Annotated in this window: 13 protein-coding genes and 1 riboswitch; of the genes, 5 read left to right on the top strand and 8 right to left on the bottom strand. The window is 63.4% G+C overall.

What is annotated here, in order from left to right; all coding sequences use genetic code 11:
* The first annotated feature begins 205 nt into the window (after positions 1-205).
* Entirely contained in the window at positions 206-1,108 is a 903-nt protein-coding gene (locus D1012_RS00455; protein WP_118149385.1) for a GntR family transcriptional regulator, read from the top strand.
* A 3-nt stretch (positions 1,109-1,111) separates the two neighbouring features.
* On the opposite strand, the gene D1012_RS00450 is transcribed toward D1012_RS00455, so the two are convergent.
* The 5 genes from D1012_RS00450 to D1012_RS00430 are packed head-to-tail and all read right to left on the bottom strand — an operon-like array spanning position 1,112 to position 6,252.
* On the bottom strand, positions 1,112-1,789 hold the full coding sequence (locus D1012_RS00450) for an adenosylcobinamide amidohydrolase (protein ID WP_118149384.1): 678 nt from the start codon (positions 1,787-1,789) through the stop codon (positions 1,112-1,114).
* Positions 1,786-2,529 (bottom strand): ABC transporter ATP-binding protein, encoded by a 744-nt coding sequence (locus D1012_RS00445; protein WP_118149383.1) that lies wholly within the window; start codon positions 2,527-2,529, stop codon positions 1,786-1,788. The genes D1012_RS00450 and D1012_RS00445 overlap by 4 nt, the downstream gene beginning before the upstream one ends.
* Complete coding sequence (locus D1012_RS00440) at positions 2,526-3,512, bottom strand: FecCD family ABC transporter permease (RefSeq protein WP_118149382.1); 987 nt, start codon at positions 3,510-3,512, stop codon at positions 2,526-2,528. The genes D1012_RS00445 and D1012_RS00440 overlap by 4 nt, the downstream gene beginning before the upstream one ends.
* Positions 3,509-4,360, bottom strand: a complete 852-nt coding sequence (locus tag D1012_RS00435; protein WP_118149989.1) for an ABC transporter substrate-binding protein — start codon at positions 4,358-4,360, stop codon at positions 3,509-3,511. The genes D1012_RS00440 and D1012_RS00435 overlap by 4 nt, the downstream gene beginning before the upstream one ends.
* Before the next feature lie 53 nt (positions 4,361-4,413).
* Complete coding sequence (locus D1012_RS00430) at positions 4,414-6,252, bottom strand: TonB-dependent receptor plug domain-containing protein (protein ID WP_118149381.1); 1,839 nt, start codon at positions 6,250-6,252, stop codon at positions 4,414-4,416.
* Positions 6,253-6,386: 134 nt separating this feature from the next.
* Positions 6,387-6,583: riboswitch (cobalamin riboswitch) on the bottom strand.
* A 382-nt stretch (positions 6,584-6,965) separates the two neighbouring features.
* On the opposite strand from D1012_RS00430, the gene D1012_RS00425 reads away from it, so the two are divergent.
* The 4 genes from D1012_RS00425 to D1012_RS00410 all read left to right on the top strand — a co-directional run bounded on the left by D1012_RS00425 (position 6,966) and on the right by D1012_RS00410 (position 10,874).
* Positions 6,966-8,066: an ABC transporter substrate-binding protein gene (locus D1012_RS00425; protein ID WP_435530884.1), complete on the top strand. Its 1,101-nt coding sequence runs from the start codon at positions 6,966-6,968 to the stop codon at positions 8,064-8,066.
* Positions 8,067-8,161: 95 nt separating this feature from the next.
* Entirely contained in the window at positions 8,162-9,034 is an 873-nt protein-coding gene (locus tag D1012_RS00420; RefSeq protein ID WP_118149379.1) for an ABC transporter permease, read from the top strand.
* Entirely contained in the window at positions 9,031-9,813 is a 783-nt protein-coding gene (locus D1012_RS00415) for an ABC transporter permease (protein ID WP_118149378.1), read from the top strand. The genes D1012_RS00420 and D1012_RS00415 overlap by 4 nt, the downstream gene beginning before the upstream one ends.
* Positions 9,813-10,874: an ABC transporter ATP-binding protein gene (locus tag D1012_RS00410; protein ID WP_118149377.1), complete on the top strand. Its 1,062-nt coding sequence runs from the start codon at positions 9,813-9,815 to the stop codon at positions 10,872-10,874. The genes D1012_RS00415 and D1012_RS00410 overlap by 1 nt, the downstream gene beginning before the upstream one ends.
* A 30-nt stretch (positions 10,875-10,904) precedes the next feature.
* Here the strand turns inward: D1012_RS00410 and D1012_RS00405 are convergent, their stop codons facing one another.
* The 3 genes from D1012_RS00405 to D1012_RS00395 form a co-directional block, all read right to left on the bottom strand.
* Positions 10,905-12,065, bottom strand: a complete 1,161-nt coding sequence (locus D1012_RS00405; protein WP_118149376.1) for an iron-containing alcohol dehydrogenase — start codon at positions 12,063-12,065, stop codon at positions 10,905-10,907.
* Positions 12,066-12,069: 4 nt separating this feature from the next.
* A complete protein-coding gene (locus tag D1012_RS00400; protein WP_118149375.1) occupies positions 12,070-13,449 on the bottom strand; it encodes an aldehyde dehydrogenase family protein in 1,380 nt (459 codons plus the stop codon).
* Between the two features lie 80 nt (positions 13,450-13,529).
* Positions 13,530-14,897: a glutamine synthetase family protein gene (locus D1012_RS00395; protein ID WP_118149374.1), complete on the bottom strand. Its 1,368-nt coding sequence runs from the start codon at positions 14,895-14,897 to the stop codon at positions 13,530-13,532.
* Positions 14,898-14,958 lie beyond the last annotated feature (61 nt).

Below are 14,958 nucleotides of genomic sequence, written 5' to 3'. Positions count from 1 at the left end.
CGCTAACCGTGCGGCAAGGGGCGGCACAAGCAGCGCAAAACCTGGTCAGAGCGACCGGACCATCCATGATCAAGAACCCCTCCCAAGGCCACCGACTCAACCGGTGATTTTTATCATAAAAGACACCATGACGTGACGATTCCGGCTTGCCAACTGTTTTTAATTTTTTAATGCATAGAAACAGGGGCCGAGGGAGAATGAGCCAATGGCACGCACCGACACCCGCTTTCGCCAGTCGCATAATGCGCTGCTGGATATTCTGTCCGGCATTCCTGTCGGGGCGGGATTGCCATCCGAGGTGCAGCTGGCCGCAAAGCTGGGGGTGTCGCGGACAGTGATCCGCGCCGTGGTGCAAAAGCTGGGCGCGGATGGCATCTTGCAGGGAACCGGGCGCGACAAGCAGCTGGTGCGGGTGCCAAAGGTCAGGGACCGGCTGCCGCTGCGCGAGGAATATATCCGGCGCGACGAGCTGGAGGCGCGGTTTCTGGACTGGGTGTTGCGCTTTGACGTGCCCGCCGGAACAGCCCTGAACATCACCCAGCTGGCCCGGCAATTCATGGTGCCTCCCCATGCGTTGCAGGAATTTCTGGCCAGCCTCGGGCAATCGGGGCTGATCGAGCGACGCCCGCGTGGCGGCTGGCGGCTACTCGGCTTTACCGCCGATTACGCGGTGGAGTTGTCAGAATTCCGGCAGGTGCTGGAGCTGAACGCAGTGCGGGTGTTTACCGCGCTACCCGAAGATCACCCGGCTTGGGCAGCGCTGACCGTGATCCGCGACGAGCATCTGGACCTGCTGGACCGGATCGATCACGATTTCCACGATTTTTCCCGGCTGGACGGGCGGTTTCATGCGCTGATCAATTCGGTGGTCAGCAACCGTTTTGTTGCCGAATTCCAGAAGGTTATCTCATTGATTTTCCATTATCATTATCAGTGGGACAAGACCATGGAGCGTTATCGCAACGAGGCTGCGATCCGCGAGCATCTGACCATCATCGCCGCCTTGCAGGTCCGCGATGCAAGTGCGGCCAAAGCGCGGTTGCGTGCGCATCTGGCAACGTCAAAAGAAACGCTGCTGTCGTCGATGCGCGGGCATCATCTGGCCTGAACCTCAGGGATAGCCCTGCGCGGTGCCACCGTTCTCTTGCACCCACGCTGCCGCTCCTTTGGCCACTGCGGAATAGACCGCCCGGCCAATCGCCTCTCCCAAAGCGGTGTGCAACCCGGCAAAAGCGATGGGGCCGGGATCAGCGGCGATGGCAATGCAATCGGTGCCGGTGCCGGTGGCACGCCGGCCATCCGGCAGGTGCAGGCCGCAGTCCATCACGGCGGCGGTGCGGGCTTGCGCGGCGATGGTCATGGCCTCGATCTGCGCGGCTTCGGTCAGGCCGGCGTCGATGAGCACCAGCAGGTTGATGGTGCCATAGCTGGTGGACCAGCCAATGCCATTGACCGCACGGCGCGATCCGACCGTTTCCGCATTGCCCAAGCCCACGGTGGCAAGGCAAGTGGCCCGCTCTCCGTCTGCCTTGGCGGCGGCAAGCACATGCTGGCGGATATCGCGCGAGGTAAGCAGGCCGACGGCCTCGGCATGGCCGCGCTGCGCAAGGGTGCGGGCGAACCAGTCGGCGGCATCCAGATCGGGGGTCAGATCGGCATTGCGCACCTCACGCCACACGACATGACGCGCGGTGACAAAGCCGGGACGGTGCGGCGCAAACGACAAGACCCGGCGCGGCGCCCCCAGGTCGGCCAGCAGCCAGGGCCGGTCGAGGGTTACTGCGATCATGGCGCGACCGTATCCATCGGCTGAAACACCGCGCCCATTGCGGTTTCTGCCCGATATGAGGTTACCCCAAAGACGCCCGCGATCAGCTCATCGGTCAGCACCTCTGCCGGGGAGCCGTCTGCCGCCAGACCGCCCGCGTGCAGCACGATGATCCGGGTGCAATGCCGCGCGGCAAGGCCCAAATCGTGCAGCGACACCAGGACCGAGCGCCCCTCGGCGGCCAGATCGCGGAACGCCCGCATGGTGCGGATCTGTTGCGCCGGGTCCAGCCCGGCAATCGGCTCATCGGCCAGCAACAGCGGCGTGTCCTGTGCCATCGCGCGCGCGATCAGCACGCGCGCCTGTTCGCCGCCTGACAGCCCGTTGGCAGCCCGGTCGCAGAACGCTGCCAGATCCATCCGGTCTGTTGCGCGCTGCACTGACGGGTGATCCGCCGGACGCCCCCGCGCCATCGCCCCCAGACTGACCAGATGGCGCACCGTTACCGGCCAGGCAATCTCGGGCGATTGTGGCAGCCAGGCCGCTTGCGCGGCGCGGGCGGTGGCGGAAAGAGCTGCCAGCGACGACGCACCCTCCATCGGCATCAGGCCAAGCGCGGCACGCATCAGCGTGGTCTTGCCCGCCCCATTCGGCCCGATCAGCCCGACGCATTCACCGGCACCGATGCTCAGAGATATGCCCGACAGCACAGCACAGGGGCCGCGACGGACGGTCAGATGGTCCAGCCGCAGTAGGGTCATGACTGTCCCCGTCTGCGCCAGATCAGGTGCAGGAACACCGGCGCGCCGACCAGCGCCATCAGCACCCCCAGCTTCAGATCACGCCCCGGCAGCACCATGCGCACCGCAACATCCGCCGCCAGCACCAGCGCCGCACCGCCCAGCGCCGAGGCCAGCAGCAGGCGCGACGGGCGACCGCCGACCAGAGGGCGCAGCAGGTGCGGCACCACCAGCCCGACAAAGCCGATGGCCCCCGCCACCGCCGTCGCCGCCCCGACCGAGGCCGCGACCCCGCCCAGCAGGATCAGCCGGAGCCGCGACAGATCAAACCCCATCGAGGCCGCCGCATCCTCGCCCAGCGTCAGCGCCTCCAGCCCCCGCCCGGTGCGCGCCAACGCCAGCCAGCCCACAGCCATGACCGGCAGCGCCATCCAGACATGATCAAAAGAGCGGTCCGCCAGCGAGCCCATCATCCAGAACACAATCTCATTGGCGGCAAAAGGGTTGGGCGACAGGTTCAAGACCAGCGAGGTCAGCGCGCCGGTCAGCGCCGACAGCGCGATCCCGGCGAGGATCAGGGTAAAGGCCCCGCCGCCCGGCCCGGCCAGAAACAGGATCAGCGCCACGCCAATCCCGGCCCCAACCAGCGCCGCAACCGGCAAGGCAAGCGCAAAGGCAGCGGCAAAGCCGGTCTGCAGCGCCAGCACCGCGCCCAGCGCCGCCGATGACGACACCCCGATCAGCCCCGGTTCGGCCAGCGGATTGCGCAAAAAGCCCTGCATCGCCGCGCCCGACAGGCCAAGGCTGACGCCGATCATCACCGCCAGAATGGCGCGCGGCAGGCGGATTTCGCGCATCACCATGGTCAGCGGCCCGCCGTCATCGCGCAGCAGCGCGGCATAGCTTTCGCCCGGTCCGACCGGGGCCACGCCCGTCACCAGCGACAGCGCAAACAGCCCCGCCACAAGGGCCGTCAGGCAAGCAATCAGGGTGCGGAACTTCATGGCGCAGATCCGATGGCATCACGCGCCGCCCGCATCCGGGTGACGGCGTCAACCACGCCGGGCAGGCCGCAGACCCAGTCGCGGTCTTCCAGCGTTTCGCGCCCGCCGCGCAACTGAGTCAGAGCCGGGTGCGACAGGATTTCTTCGGCGCGCGAATTGCCGGGATAGGTCTCGCCCACCACCACCAGATCTGGCGCGGCCAGAATAAGCGCCTCCAGCGGCAGAAAGCCGCCATGGGTCAGGCCCAGTTCGGTCGCCAGATGGCGGAACCCGGCAGCGCGGATGATGTCACCCGACAGGCTGTTTGCGCCGGGCGTATAGCCATTGGCGGCATAGGTGGCGGCGGTCGGGCCATGATCCGGGTCGGCATCGCCCATCTGCGCCAGACCGGCATCAAAGCGGGCGAGCATCGCAGCAGCTGCCCTGTCACGACCCAGCACCGCACCCATCTCCTGCATCCCCTGCCGCACATCTGCCAGCGACGCGGCGGGCGGGAAGGTGGCAACGGGTATCCCCAACCTTTGCAGCATCGACACGGTGGCACGGGCGGTAAAGCTGCCCGCCAGCACCAGATCGGGGTTCATCAGATACACCTCTTCCGCTAGCGCACGGTTGGCGGGATAGGCCCGCGCCGCATCGACCATCACCGAAGAGCGCGGATCCTGCGCAAGGTGCGAAACCGAGATCAGCTGGCCGGGCGCTGCCAGCAGCATGGCGAGCTGGTCAGTGCACAGATTGATCGACACGACGCGCCGGGGCGCATCCGCAAATGCTGGCGCACTGATCAATACCGCACAAAATGCGGTGCAGATCCGTCTGCGTGCCAGATGCAAGAGCCGCGCGGGCATATATCGCCTTTCCTGAAACAGCCGGGCAGCACCTGCAGCCCGGCCAAAGCGCATCAGAACTTCGCCGACAGTCCGACAAACACCGCGCGGCCTGGCTGGCCGTAATCCTTGACGGTCTGATACTCCCTGTTGAACAGGTTCTCGACGCGCAGATATGCAGAAGTCTTGTCGTTGATCTCGTAGTTCACACTGACATTGGCGATGGTGTAGTCCTCCAGCGCAACGCGACGGGTGGCAAAGGAGCTCATGTCGAAATAATCATCCTTGATTCCCGCCACATGCTGCACGGTGACTTGACCGGACCATTTGTCGGCCAGACGCCCCTCGACCCCAAGCACCAGATCATGCTGCGGCACCCGGATCGCCTCGCTTGTGACCCCGGTACGCGACAGCAGCGACGCATCGGTATAGGTGTAGTTGCCGAACAGCTCCCACCCGTCGGCAATCGTGGTCCGCCCGATCATCTCGATCCCGCGCGTCCGGGTCGTGCCCGAGGTCTGGCGGTAGTTGCTGCTGACAAAGTCGATCTTGTCCTCGATCCTTGTGTCGAACAGCGTCGCCTGCAGCGCGCCGCCATTCGGCAACAGATACTCGGCCCCCAGTTCCAGACTGCGGCTTTCCTCGGGCTGCAGACTGCGGCTGCCATACGGCCCGTAAAGCTCATAGAGCGACGGGGCACGGAAGCCGGTTCCGGCAACCGCGCGGATCACCCAATCACCCGAGGGCCGCCATGCCAGCGCGGCACGGCCAGACATCTGCCCCCCGAATTCGCTGTGCTTGTCGTGGCGCAGGGCCAGAGACAGATCCAGCGTATCGTTTGGCGCATAAAGGAGTTCGGTCAGCGCCGATGTGGTGTGCGAGGTGCCCCGGTCAAAGCCAGCGCCAAAGGTCTCGTCCGTGCGGTCCAGGCCCCAGTTCAGCGAGATCTGATCATTTGCCTGCCACCGCCCCTTGTACGCAAGCTGATCGCGTTCGCCGGTATACAGCTGCACCCACCCCAGCGGATAATCCCGCTCGGTGGTTGTCCGGGCAAAGGAAAGCTCGTGCTGGGTGGCACCGGCATCCAGCATCGCAAAGGCGCGCATCCCGCGCAGCTTGCCACGCTCGGTTTCGTCGCTGTCGGCATACTGGCTGTCGAACTCTGAAAAGCTGTCACGGCCAAAGCCATTCAGCCCGAGCGTCAGCGCATCGGTGACGGCATAAGAGCCGTAGAAAGACAGGGTGGTGGCGCGAAAGGCATCATCCTCGCTGCCCTTGGCATAGGCGGAAATGCCATCAGTCACGGTACGCGCCAGCGTAAAGGCCAGCTCGGCACGCTCGGTTTTCACCCCGACAGAGGCGCTGCCGCTGTAGGTGGCGTTTGACCCGGCCTCCAGCGTGACCTTTGCCTCGGTGCCCTCTTCGGTGGCGCGGAAGGTGGTGATGTCGACAACACCGCCGATCGCTTCGGAACCGAACAGCGCGGATTGCGATCCGCGCAGCACCTCGATCCGCGACAACCCGCCCGAGGTGGTGGAGCCAAAGTCATAAGCGCATTGCGTGCCAGATGGATCGGCCACGTCGATCCCGTCGATGCGCACACCGATATAGGGCCCGGACAGGCCACGGATCCGCAGCGCGGTCGAGGTGCCAAGGCCGCCGTTGCGCGACATGCTCACCCCCGGCAGGCGCGACAGCAATGCCGCCGCCGACTGGTTGCCGGCTTGCTGCAGATCGTCTGACGTCACCACATTGACGGTGGCGCCAGTGCGGCCCAGCGGCACCGGCTCGGTTGAGGCGATGACGGTGATGGTATCCAGCGCGATATCGGCGCTGTTCTGCGCCAGCGTGGGCGCTGCGAACGCGGTGGTCGTCAGCGCAGAGAGGAGTGCCAATCGAGAGATGCCATGCATCTTGTTGTCCTTGTCCCGTGCAGATCAGATGATCCGCGATATGATGTGATCCGGGAAAGCAGAGCACTTTCCACAGACGATGCGTGATCGTCACCGCTGCGGAAAAACCGCTCCCGTGGCACGCCCCGCGCCCGGAAAGGGTGAACATCCAAGCAGGTCTCCTGGCTCACGGGTCTTGGCTCGGTCGACCTTCCCAGGTTGCCCCAGTGGTATATGCGACGTCGCTCACCGCTCACAGTTGCGGGGGCAGCCACGGCCTGGGGGGTGGGCCCCCTTCCGTGTTCCCTTTTCATCCGGTTTTTATGCCGGAACCTGGATGGGCGTTTGTATGGACCGCTCAATATCGGTGTCAAGGCAGAGATTGGCCTCGCATCACCGGATACGCAGGTGTTTTGGCCAAAGGCAGCGACGATTGTAGCGGCATGTCCGCCCACCAGCCGTGCCAGCCCCGTCTGATCCGTCCGCACAAGGAACGGCGGTCAAAGAGCTGCCATGCACGAGAGGCGGCAACAAAGCTGCTGAAAAGTCGGTATAATTGTTTCAGGCGGTGATCCTGTGAAAAAATTGTCACAAGACCACGATAGACGGCTTGTCTGACTCGCTGCTGCGCCTTTAACCTTTACCGATAAACCGCGAATCCGTTCCGGTTGGTCGAGCAGAGGGAACGGGATGGCAAGCGGGAGTGAAATGATCAACCGGGAGAGACTCCAATGATGACAAAGAAGATGCTGGGACTGACGACCAGCCTCGCCATGATGATGACCGCTCCGCTGGCATCGGCACAGTCGATGGCCGAGCTGGAAGCTGCCGCCAAGGCCGAGGGCATGCTGTCAACCATCGCGCTGCCGCACGACTGGTGCGGCTATGGCGACGTGATCGCAGGCTTCAAAGCCAAGTATCCCGAAATCACCGTCAACGAGCTAAACCCAGATGCCGGTTCGGCGGACGAGTTGGAGGCCGTGAAGGCCAACAAGGACAACAAGGGCCCGCAAGCACCTGACGTGCTGGACGTCGGTCTGGCCTTTGGCCCGCAAGCCAAGTCCGAAGGTCTGACCCAAGCCTACAAGGTCGCCACATGGGACGAAATCCCGGATGCGATCAAGGATGCCGAGGGTCATTGGTACGCCGACTATTATGGTGTGATGTCATTCCTGGTGAACACCGACATCGTTGAAAACGTGCCGCAGGACTGGGCTGATCTGCTCAAACCGGAATACGCAGGTCAGGTCTCGCTGGCAGGTGATCCGCGCGCGTCGAACCAGGCGATCCTGGGTGTGCTGGCCGCTGGCCTGTCCACGGGCGCTGCTGCCGGCGAAGAGGCTGGCAAGGCTGGTCTGGAGTTCTTCAAGGCGCTGAACGAGGCGGGCAACTTTGTACCCGTCATCGGCAAGACCGGCACGCTGGCACAAGGCACCACGCCAATCGTCATCATGTGGGATTACAATGCTCTGGCCGCCCGTGACACGCTGGCCGGCAACCCGCCGGTCGAAGTGGTCGTGCCGAAATCCGGTGTTCTGGCCGGGGTCTATGTGCAGGCAATCAGCGCCTATGCACCGCAGCCCAATGCAGCCAAGCTGTGGATGGAATACCTGTATTCGGACGAAGGGCAGCTGGGCTGGCTGAAAGGCTACTGCCACCCTGCACGTTTCAACGCGATGGCGGCTGCCGGTAAGCTGCCAGCCGATCTGATGGAAGCTCTGCCGCCGGCCGAATCCTATGAAGCCGCCTACTTCCCGACGCTGGAAGAGGTTGACGCGAACAAGGCCGCTGTGGTTGGCGGCTGGGATGCCGTTGTCGGAGCCAACGTTCAGTAACACCTGACAGACGCCTGCCCGGCTTGCATTTTGCCGGGCAGGCGTCACACTTCAGAAAAGGGGCCGCAAAGTGCTCCGTGCCACAGGGGACCGTGATGCCAAAGCAACCGGGGGGCCAGCGCCTTCGCCTGCCGCTTGAGTGGCTGGGCATTCTGCCGTTCATGATTTTCGCCGTGCTGTTTCTGATCCTGCCCACGATGAAGATCGTGATCGGCGCGTTTCAGACCGCTGATGGCAGCTTTACCCTGCAAAACCTGATCGACCTGAACACGGATTCGATCCGCAGCGCCTATTGGACTTCACTCAAGCTGTCGTTTGTGACCGCATTGCTGGGCTGTGCCATCGGCTTTGCCATGGCGGCGGCGGTCGTGTTTGGCGGGCTGCCAAAGGGTGTGCGCAACCCGCTGGTGACGTTTTCCGGCGTCGCGTCGAACTTTGCCGGGGTGCCGTTGGCCTTTGCCTTCATCGCCACGCTTGGCCCGGTGGGTCTGGTGACGGTCTGGCTGCGCACCGAATTCGGCATCAACCTGCGCGCGATGGGATTTAACCTGCTATCGTTCTGGGGGCTGGTGATCACCTATCTGTTCTTTCAGATCCCGCTGATGATCCTGATCATCATCCCGGCGCTGGACGGGTTGAAACGCGAATGGCGCGAGGCGGCGGCGGTGCTGGGGGCGACGGGAGCGCAATACTGGCGCATGGTGGCTCTGCCCATTCTGTTTCCGTCACTGCTGGGCACATTTGCGCTGCTGTTTGCCAATGCCTTTGGCGCGGTCGCCACCGCCTTTGCCCTGACCGGGCCGCAACTGAACATCGTGCCGATCAAGCTGTTTGCGCAGATCCGGGGCGATGTGCTGGGCAATCCGAACCTGGGCTATGCGCTGGCCTTCGGGATGATCGTCATCACCGCGCTGGCCAATTTCCTGTATATCTGGCTGCGCGTCCGGTCTGAAAGGTGGCTGAAATGACCCGTTTTTTCGCCTGGGGCGCGTTCTTGTTCGGGTGCCTGTATTTCCTGCTGCCGCTGGTCGGGATGACCGAATTCAGCCTCAAGATGCGGCGGGGGGAGTATTCATTTGACGCCTACCGCCGCGTGTTTGAGGATCAGCGGTTCTGGGATACATTCAGCTATTCGCTGATCCTGTCGGCGGCGACCATCGTGGTCGGCGTGCTCTTGGTGGTGCCCACCGCCTATTGGGTGCGGCTGAAACTGCCGCAGGCCCGCCCGGTGATCGAGTTCATCACCCTGCTGCCGCTGGTCATTCCGGCCATCGTGATCGTGTTCGGCTATATCCGGCTCTACAACACCTCCAGCTTTCTGCCGCTGACCGGCTCTGCCCTTGGCACCGATATCCTGCTGACCATGGGCTATACCACGCTGGCCCTGCCCTACATGTACCGCTCTGTCGATACCGGGCTGCGCACCATTGATGTGACCACCCTGACCGAGGCCGCACAAAGCCTTGGCGCCGGGTGGATCACCATTCTGGCGCGGATCATCCTGCCCAATGTGATGGTCGCCGTGCTGTCAGGCGCGTTCCTGACGCTGGCCATCGTTCTGGGCGAATTCACCATGGCGGCGCTGTTGAACCGCCCGGCCTTTGGCCCGTTCATGCAGTTGCTCGGCGCGAACCGCGCCTACGAGCCGCCTGCGCTGGCGGTCATCGCCTTTGCCATCACCTGGGGCTGCATGGGGTTGATGCAGCTTGTCACCCGGTTCTCAAAACACGAAAGGGCGAAAGCCTGATGTCCTTCCTCACCATGACCCATCTTGAAAAGATCTTTGGCCAGAACCGTGTGGTCAAGGATTTCAGCCTGTCGGTTGAAAAGGGCGAGTTCATTTCGCTGCTCGGGCCATCGGGCTGTGGCAAGACCACGGTGCTGCGGATGGTGGCGGGGTTTGAATCCCCCTCGGCGGGCGGGATCACGATCGACGGCAAGGATGTGACCGGGCTGAAGGCCAATTCGCGCAACATCGGCATGATGTTTCAGGCCTATGCGCTGTTTCCCAACATGACCGTGGCCGACAACGTGGCCTTTGGCCTGAAGGTCAAAGGTGCGCCAAAGGCCGAACGCGACGCGCGGGTGGCTGAAATGCTGGCGCTGATCGGGCTTGCCGATCTGGGTGGGCGCTTCCCATTCCAGCTGTCGGGCGGGCAGCAGCAACGGGTGGCGCTGGCGCGGGCACTGGCGCCGCGCCCTTCGGTGCTGCTGCTGGACGAGCCGTTGTCGGCGCTCGATGCCAAGGTGCGGGTGTCTTTGCGCAACCAGATCCGGCAGATCCAGCAAGAGCTGGGGATCACTACGATTTTCGTGACCCATGATCAGGAAGAAGCGATGAGCATTTCCGACCGGATCGTCGTGATGAATGGCGGTGTGGCCGATCAGGTCGGCGCGCCGTTTGAAATCTACAACCGCCCCCGCACCAGGTTTGTCGCAAACTTCGTCGGCACGCTGAACACGTTTGAGGTTGAGGTGGCCGATCCGGCATCAGGCCGCGTCATGCTGGCCGGTCAGGGCCTGACTCTGCCTGACGCGCCGTTGGCAGCGCGGGCGGGGGAAACGCTGTCGGTGGCGCTGCGCCCCGAGGCCTTGCGTCTGGGCCGCCTGCCCGATGCCGAGGCGCTTCTGACTGCAAAGGTGACCGATGTGCATTTCATGGGGTCGGTGATCCGGCTCAAGGCCGATCTGGCCGGGGCCGCCGTGTCGCTGGACACGTTCAACCGCCCCGATACCCCGCCGCCCGTGGTGGGAAGCGAGGTGGAGGTCAGCCTGTCCGGCCGCGATTTCATTCTGTTGCAGGCCTGAGCTGGGGCGGCTGTGCCGCCCCGACCCGGTTCACATACAGGCGTCAAACAGCGCGCGGGTGTTCTCGCGCGTCATCTCAATCGGGTTGCCGCCGCAAGACGGATCTTCCAGCGCCATATCGGTCAGCATGTCCAGATTCTCGGGCTTCACGCCCATGGCGGTCAGGTTGGCCGGGATTGCAAGCGTCTCGCGCAACTCCATAACCTTGGCGCGGAAGCCGTCAAACCCGCCCGCAATGCCCAGATAGGCGGCGGCGGCGTTGATCCGGTCTTCTATTGCCGAACGGTTGTAATCCAGCACCATCGGCATCACGACGGCATTGGTGGTGCCGTGATGGGTGCCGTAAACCGCGCCCACCGGGTGGCTGAGCGAGTGGATCGCCCCCAGCCCCTTCTGGAACGCCACCGCTCCCATGGCCGCCGCGCTCATCATATGGCCGCGTGCCATCAGGTTGGTCGGGTCGGCATAGACCACCGGCAGATTTTCGAACACCAGCCGCATGCCTTCCAGCGCGATGCCTTGCGACATCGGATGGTAGAACGGGCTGCAATAGGCCTCCAGACAATGGGCCAGCGCATCCATCCCGGTGCCTGCGGTGATGAATTTCGGCATCCCTACCGTCAGCGCCGGATCACACAGCGTGACGGCAGGCATCAGTTTGGGGTGGAAGATGATCTTTTTCTTATGCGTCTCCGAATTGGTCAGGACGCCGGCGCGGCCCACTTCCGAACCCGTCCCAGCGGTGGTCGGGACCGCAAGGATTGGCGCGATCTTGTCGCCGTCGGCGCGGGTGTACCAGTCGTCGATATCCTCCAGATCCCACACGCTCAGATCTTTGCGTTGATGCGCCATCAGCGCGATCATCTTGCCCAGATCCAGCGCGGAGCCGCCACCAAAGCAGATCACCCCGTCATGGCCCCCTGCCAGATAGACGGCGATGCCGTCAGCCATGTTCTTCTCATTCGGGTTAGGGTCCACTTCGGAAAATACCGCGCGGCCAAGGCCTGCGGCATCCAGCACCGACAAGGCTTCCGCCGTGATCGGCAGGCTGGCGAGGGCCTTGTCGGTCACCAAGAGCGGATTGGTCAGGCCGATGCTCTTGGCATGATCGGCCAGTTCGGAAATCCGGCCAACGCCGAATTTGATGGCGGTCGGGTACGACCAGTTGCGGGAGGGCACGCCGTGCGACATGGGGTCAAGCTTTCTTGAGGTGATAGGATTTCGGGCGGGTGACCGAATGGAAACCCAGATAAGACAGTGAGTTGCCGCGCCCGGTGTTCTTGCACCCGGTCCAGCACAGCGCCGGGTCAAGGTAGTCGGCGCGGTTCATGAACACGGTGCCGGTCTCGATCTGCGCGCCGATGGCGGCGGCGGTGTCATAATCCTCGGTCCAGATGCTGGCGGTCAGGCCATACTGGCTGTCGTTCATCAGCGCGATGGCTTCGGCGTCGTCCTTGACCTTCATGATGCCGACCACGGGGCCAAAGGATTCCTCGGTCATCACCCGCATCGAATGGTCCACATTCACCAGCACCTGCGGCGCAAGATAGGCACCGCCATCATCGGCCGGGAAGTGGGCAGGGTCGATCAGTGGCTTCGCCCCGGCGGCAATCGCCTCGGCGATCTGGTCGCGTACGACGCGTGCAAAGCGGGCATGGGCCATTGGCCCCATGGTGCTGTCGGCGTCAAACGGGTTGCCCAGTTTCAGGGTGTTTGTCCAGGCGACTGCCTTTTCGACAAAGGCATCGTACAGCTGTTCATGCACATAAATCCGCTCGATCCCACAGCAGCACTGGCCCGCGTTGAACAGCGCGCCATCCATCAGCGTATCCACCGCCGCATCCAGATTGGCATCGGCGCGGACATATCCCGGATCCTTGCCGCCCAGTTCCAGCCCCAGCGGCGTAAAGGTGCCCGCAGCCGCACGTTCCATCGCCTGCCCGCCCGCAACCGAGCCGGTGAAGTTGATGAAGTCAACCGATTTGGCCTTGATCAGGCTTTCGGTTGTGGCGTGGTCGAGCACGATGTTCTGGAATACATCCTCAGGAATGCCCGCCGCATGGAACGCCTCGGCCAGCCGCTCGCCGACCAGCAGGGTCTGGCTGGCGTGTTTCAGCACCACGGTATTGCCGGCGATCAGGGCGGGAACCAGCGTGTTGATCGTGGTGAGGTAGGGATAGTTCCACGGCGCGATGATGAACACCACGCCCAGCGCCTCACGGGCGAGATAGCGGCGGAAGCTGTCGCTGTCTTCGACCACCTTCGGCGCAAGCGTTTCCGCCGCGATGTCGGACATGTAATCGGTGCGGGCGTTCACCCCGCCGAACTCACCGCCAAAGCGGGTGGGGCGGCCCATTTGCCACGCCAGTTCCTCGACGATCACATCCTTCATCTCGTTCAGACGCGCGACACCCGCCTTGACCAGCGCGATACGCTCCTCCAGCGGCCGGGCTGCCCAAGGTTTTTGCGCAGCACGGGCGCGGGCGACGACCGCTTGTGCGGCAGCCGGTGTCAGCGGTGTGCGTTCGGCGTATACCCGGCCATCGACCGGGGAAATCAATTGAATGGGCTTCATGTCATCTCCGTAGGGCGGGGTTTACCCCGCCAATCCGTTGCATCAGAGGCGGGGTGAACCCCGCCCTACCTTTGGTCTGATCAGGCCCGCTCCAGCAGGCGCTGCAATTCAAAATCAGTCACCACCCGGTCGGTCTCGGCGATCTCCCACCGGGCGGCGTGGGTATAATGGTCCACCACATCATCGCCAAAAGCCGCGCGCAGCATGTCAGAGCCGTTCAGCAAATCCGCCGCCTCGCGCAGGTTGTGCGGGATCTCGCGGATGCCTTTGGCCGAGTACATGTCGCCTTTCATCTCCGCCTCCAGCTCCAGCTTACCCTCGATTCCGGCCAGTCCCGCCGCCAGCAGGGCCGCACAGGCGAGATAGGGGTTTACGTCGCTGCCGGGGATGCGGCATTCGACCCGCACCGCCTTTGTGTGCCCGCCGCAGACGCGGAAGCCTGCGGTGCGATTGTCAGCACTCCACACCGCTTTGGTCGGGGCGAACATGCCGATGGTGAAGCGTTTGTAGCTGTTGACGTAAGGCGCGAGGAATGCCGTGATTTCCTGCGCATGAGCCAATTGACCGGCAAGGAAATGCTTCATCGTTTCCGACATGCCATGCGTGTCGTCGTGATCATAGAACACCGGCTTGCCGTCCTTGGTCCACAGGCTTTGGTGCACGTGGCTGGACGACCCGGCCTTGCGGTGGTCATACTTGGCCATGAAGGTCACCGACTTGCCCTTGGCATGGGCAATGTCCTTGACCGCCTGTTTGACGATGATGTGGTTATCCGCCGTATCCAGCGCGTCGGAGTAGCGGTAGTTCACCTCGTGCTGGCCGGCATCGGCCTCGCCCTTGGTGTTCTCGACCGGGATACCGGCGGCATACAGACCATTGCGCACATCGCGCATCACCGACTCTTCCTTGGTGGTCTGGAAGATGTGGTAATCCTCATTGTAGCCCGAGATCGGTTTCAGCCGCGACAAGCCGCCATCGCGCAGGTCGTCATAGGCATTCTCGAAGATATAAAATTCCAGCTCCGTCGCCATCATCGGCTCAAAGCCCATCTCGCGGGCGCGGGCGACCTGACGTTTCAGAATGGCGCGCGGACTGACGGCAATATCCTCGGCGCCGGAGTGATCCATCAGATCGGCCAGCACCAGCGCGGTACCGGGCAGCCACGGCAGCAGACGCATGGTGTCGAGGTCGGGCTTCATCATGTAGTCGCCGTAGCCCTGCTCCCACCCGGCGGATTTGTAGCCGGGCACGGTGGTCATCTCCATGTCGACCGCCAGCAGGTAGTTGCAGCAATGGGTTTCCTTGTACCCGCCGTTCAGGAAGAACGCCGCGTGAAAGCGTTTGCCCATCAGGCGCCCCTGCATGTCAACGGCGGCCACCAGAACCGTGTCAACAGTGCCCGCGTCCACCAGTTCGCGCAACGCGTTCAGCGTCAGATTTCCCGGCATTTTCTATCCCCGTCGGTCAGCATGATTTGATCATATTCTTGTCAGGAAAGGGGCGCAAGGA

This window comes from Pseudotabrizicola alkalilacus, from assembly GCF_003443995.1.
In the GTDB taxonomy this organism is placed as follows: Bacteria; Pseudomonadota; Alphaproteobacteria; order Rhodobacterales; family Rhodobacteraceae; genus Pseudotabrizicola; species Pseudotabrizicola alkalilacus.
This window is presented reverse-complemented; position numbering and strand designations above follow the sequence as displayed.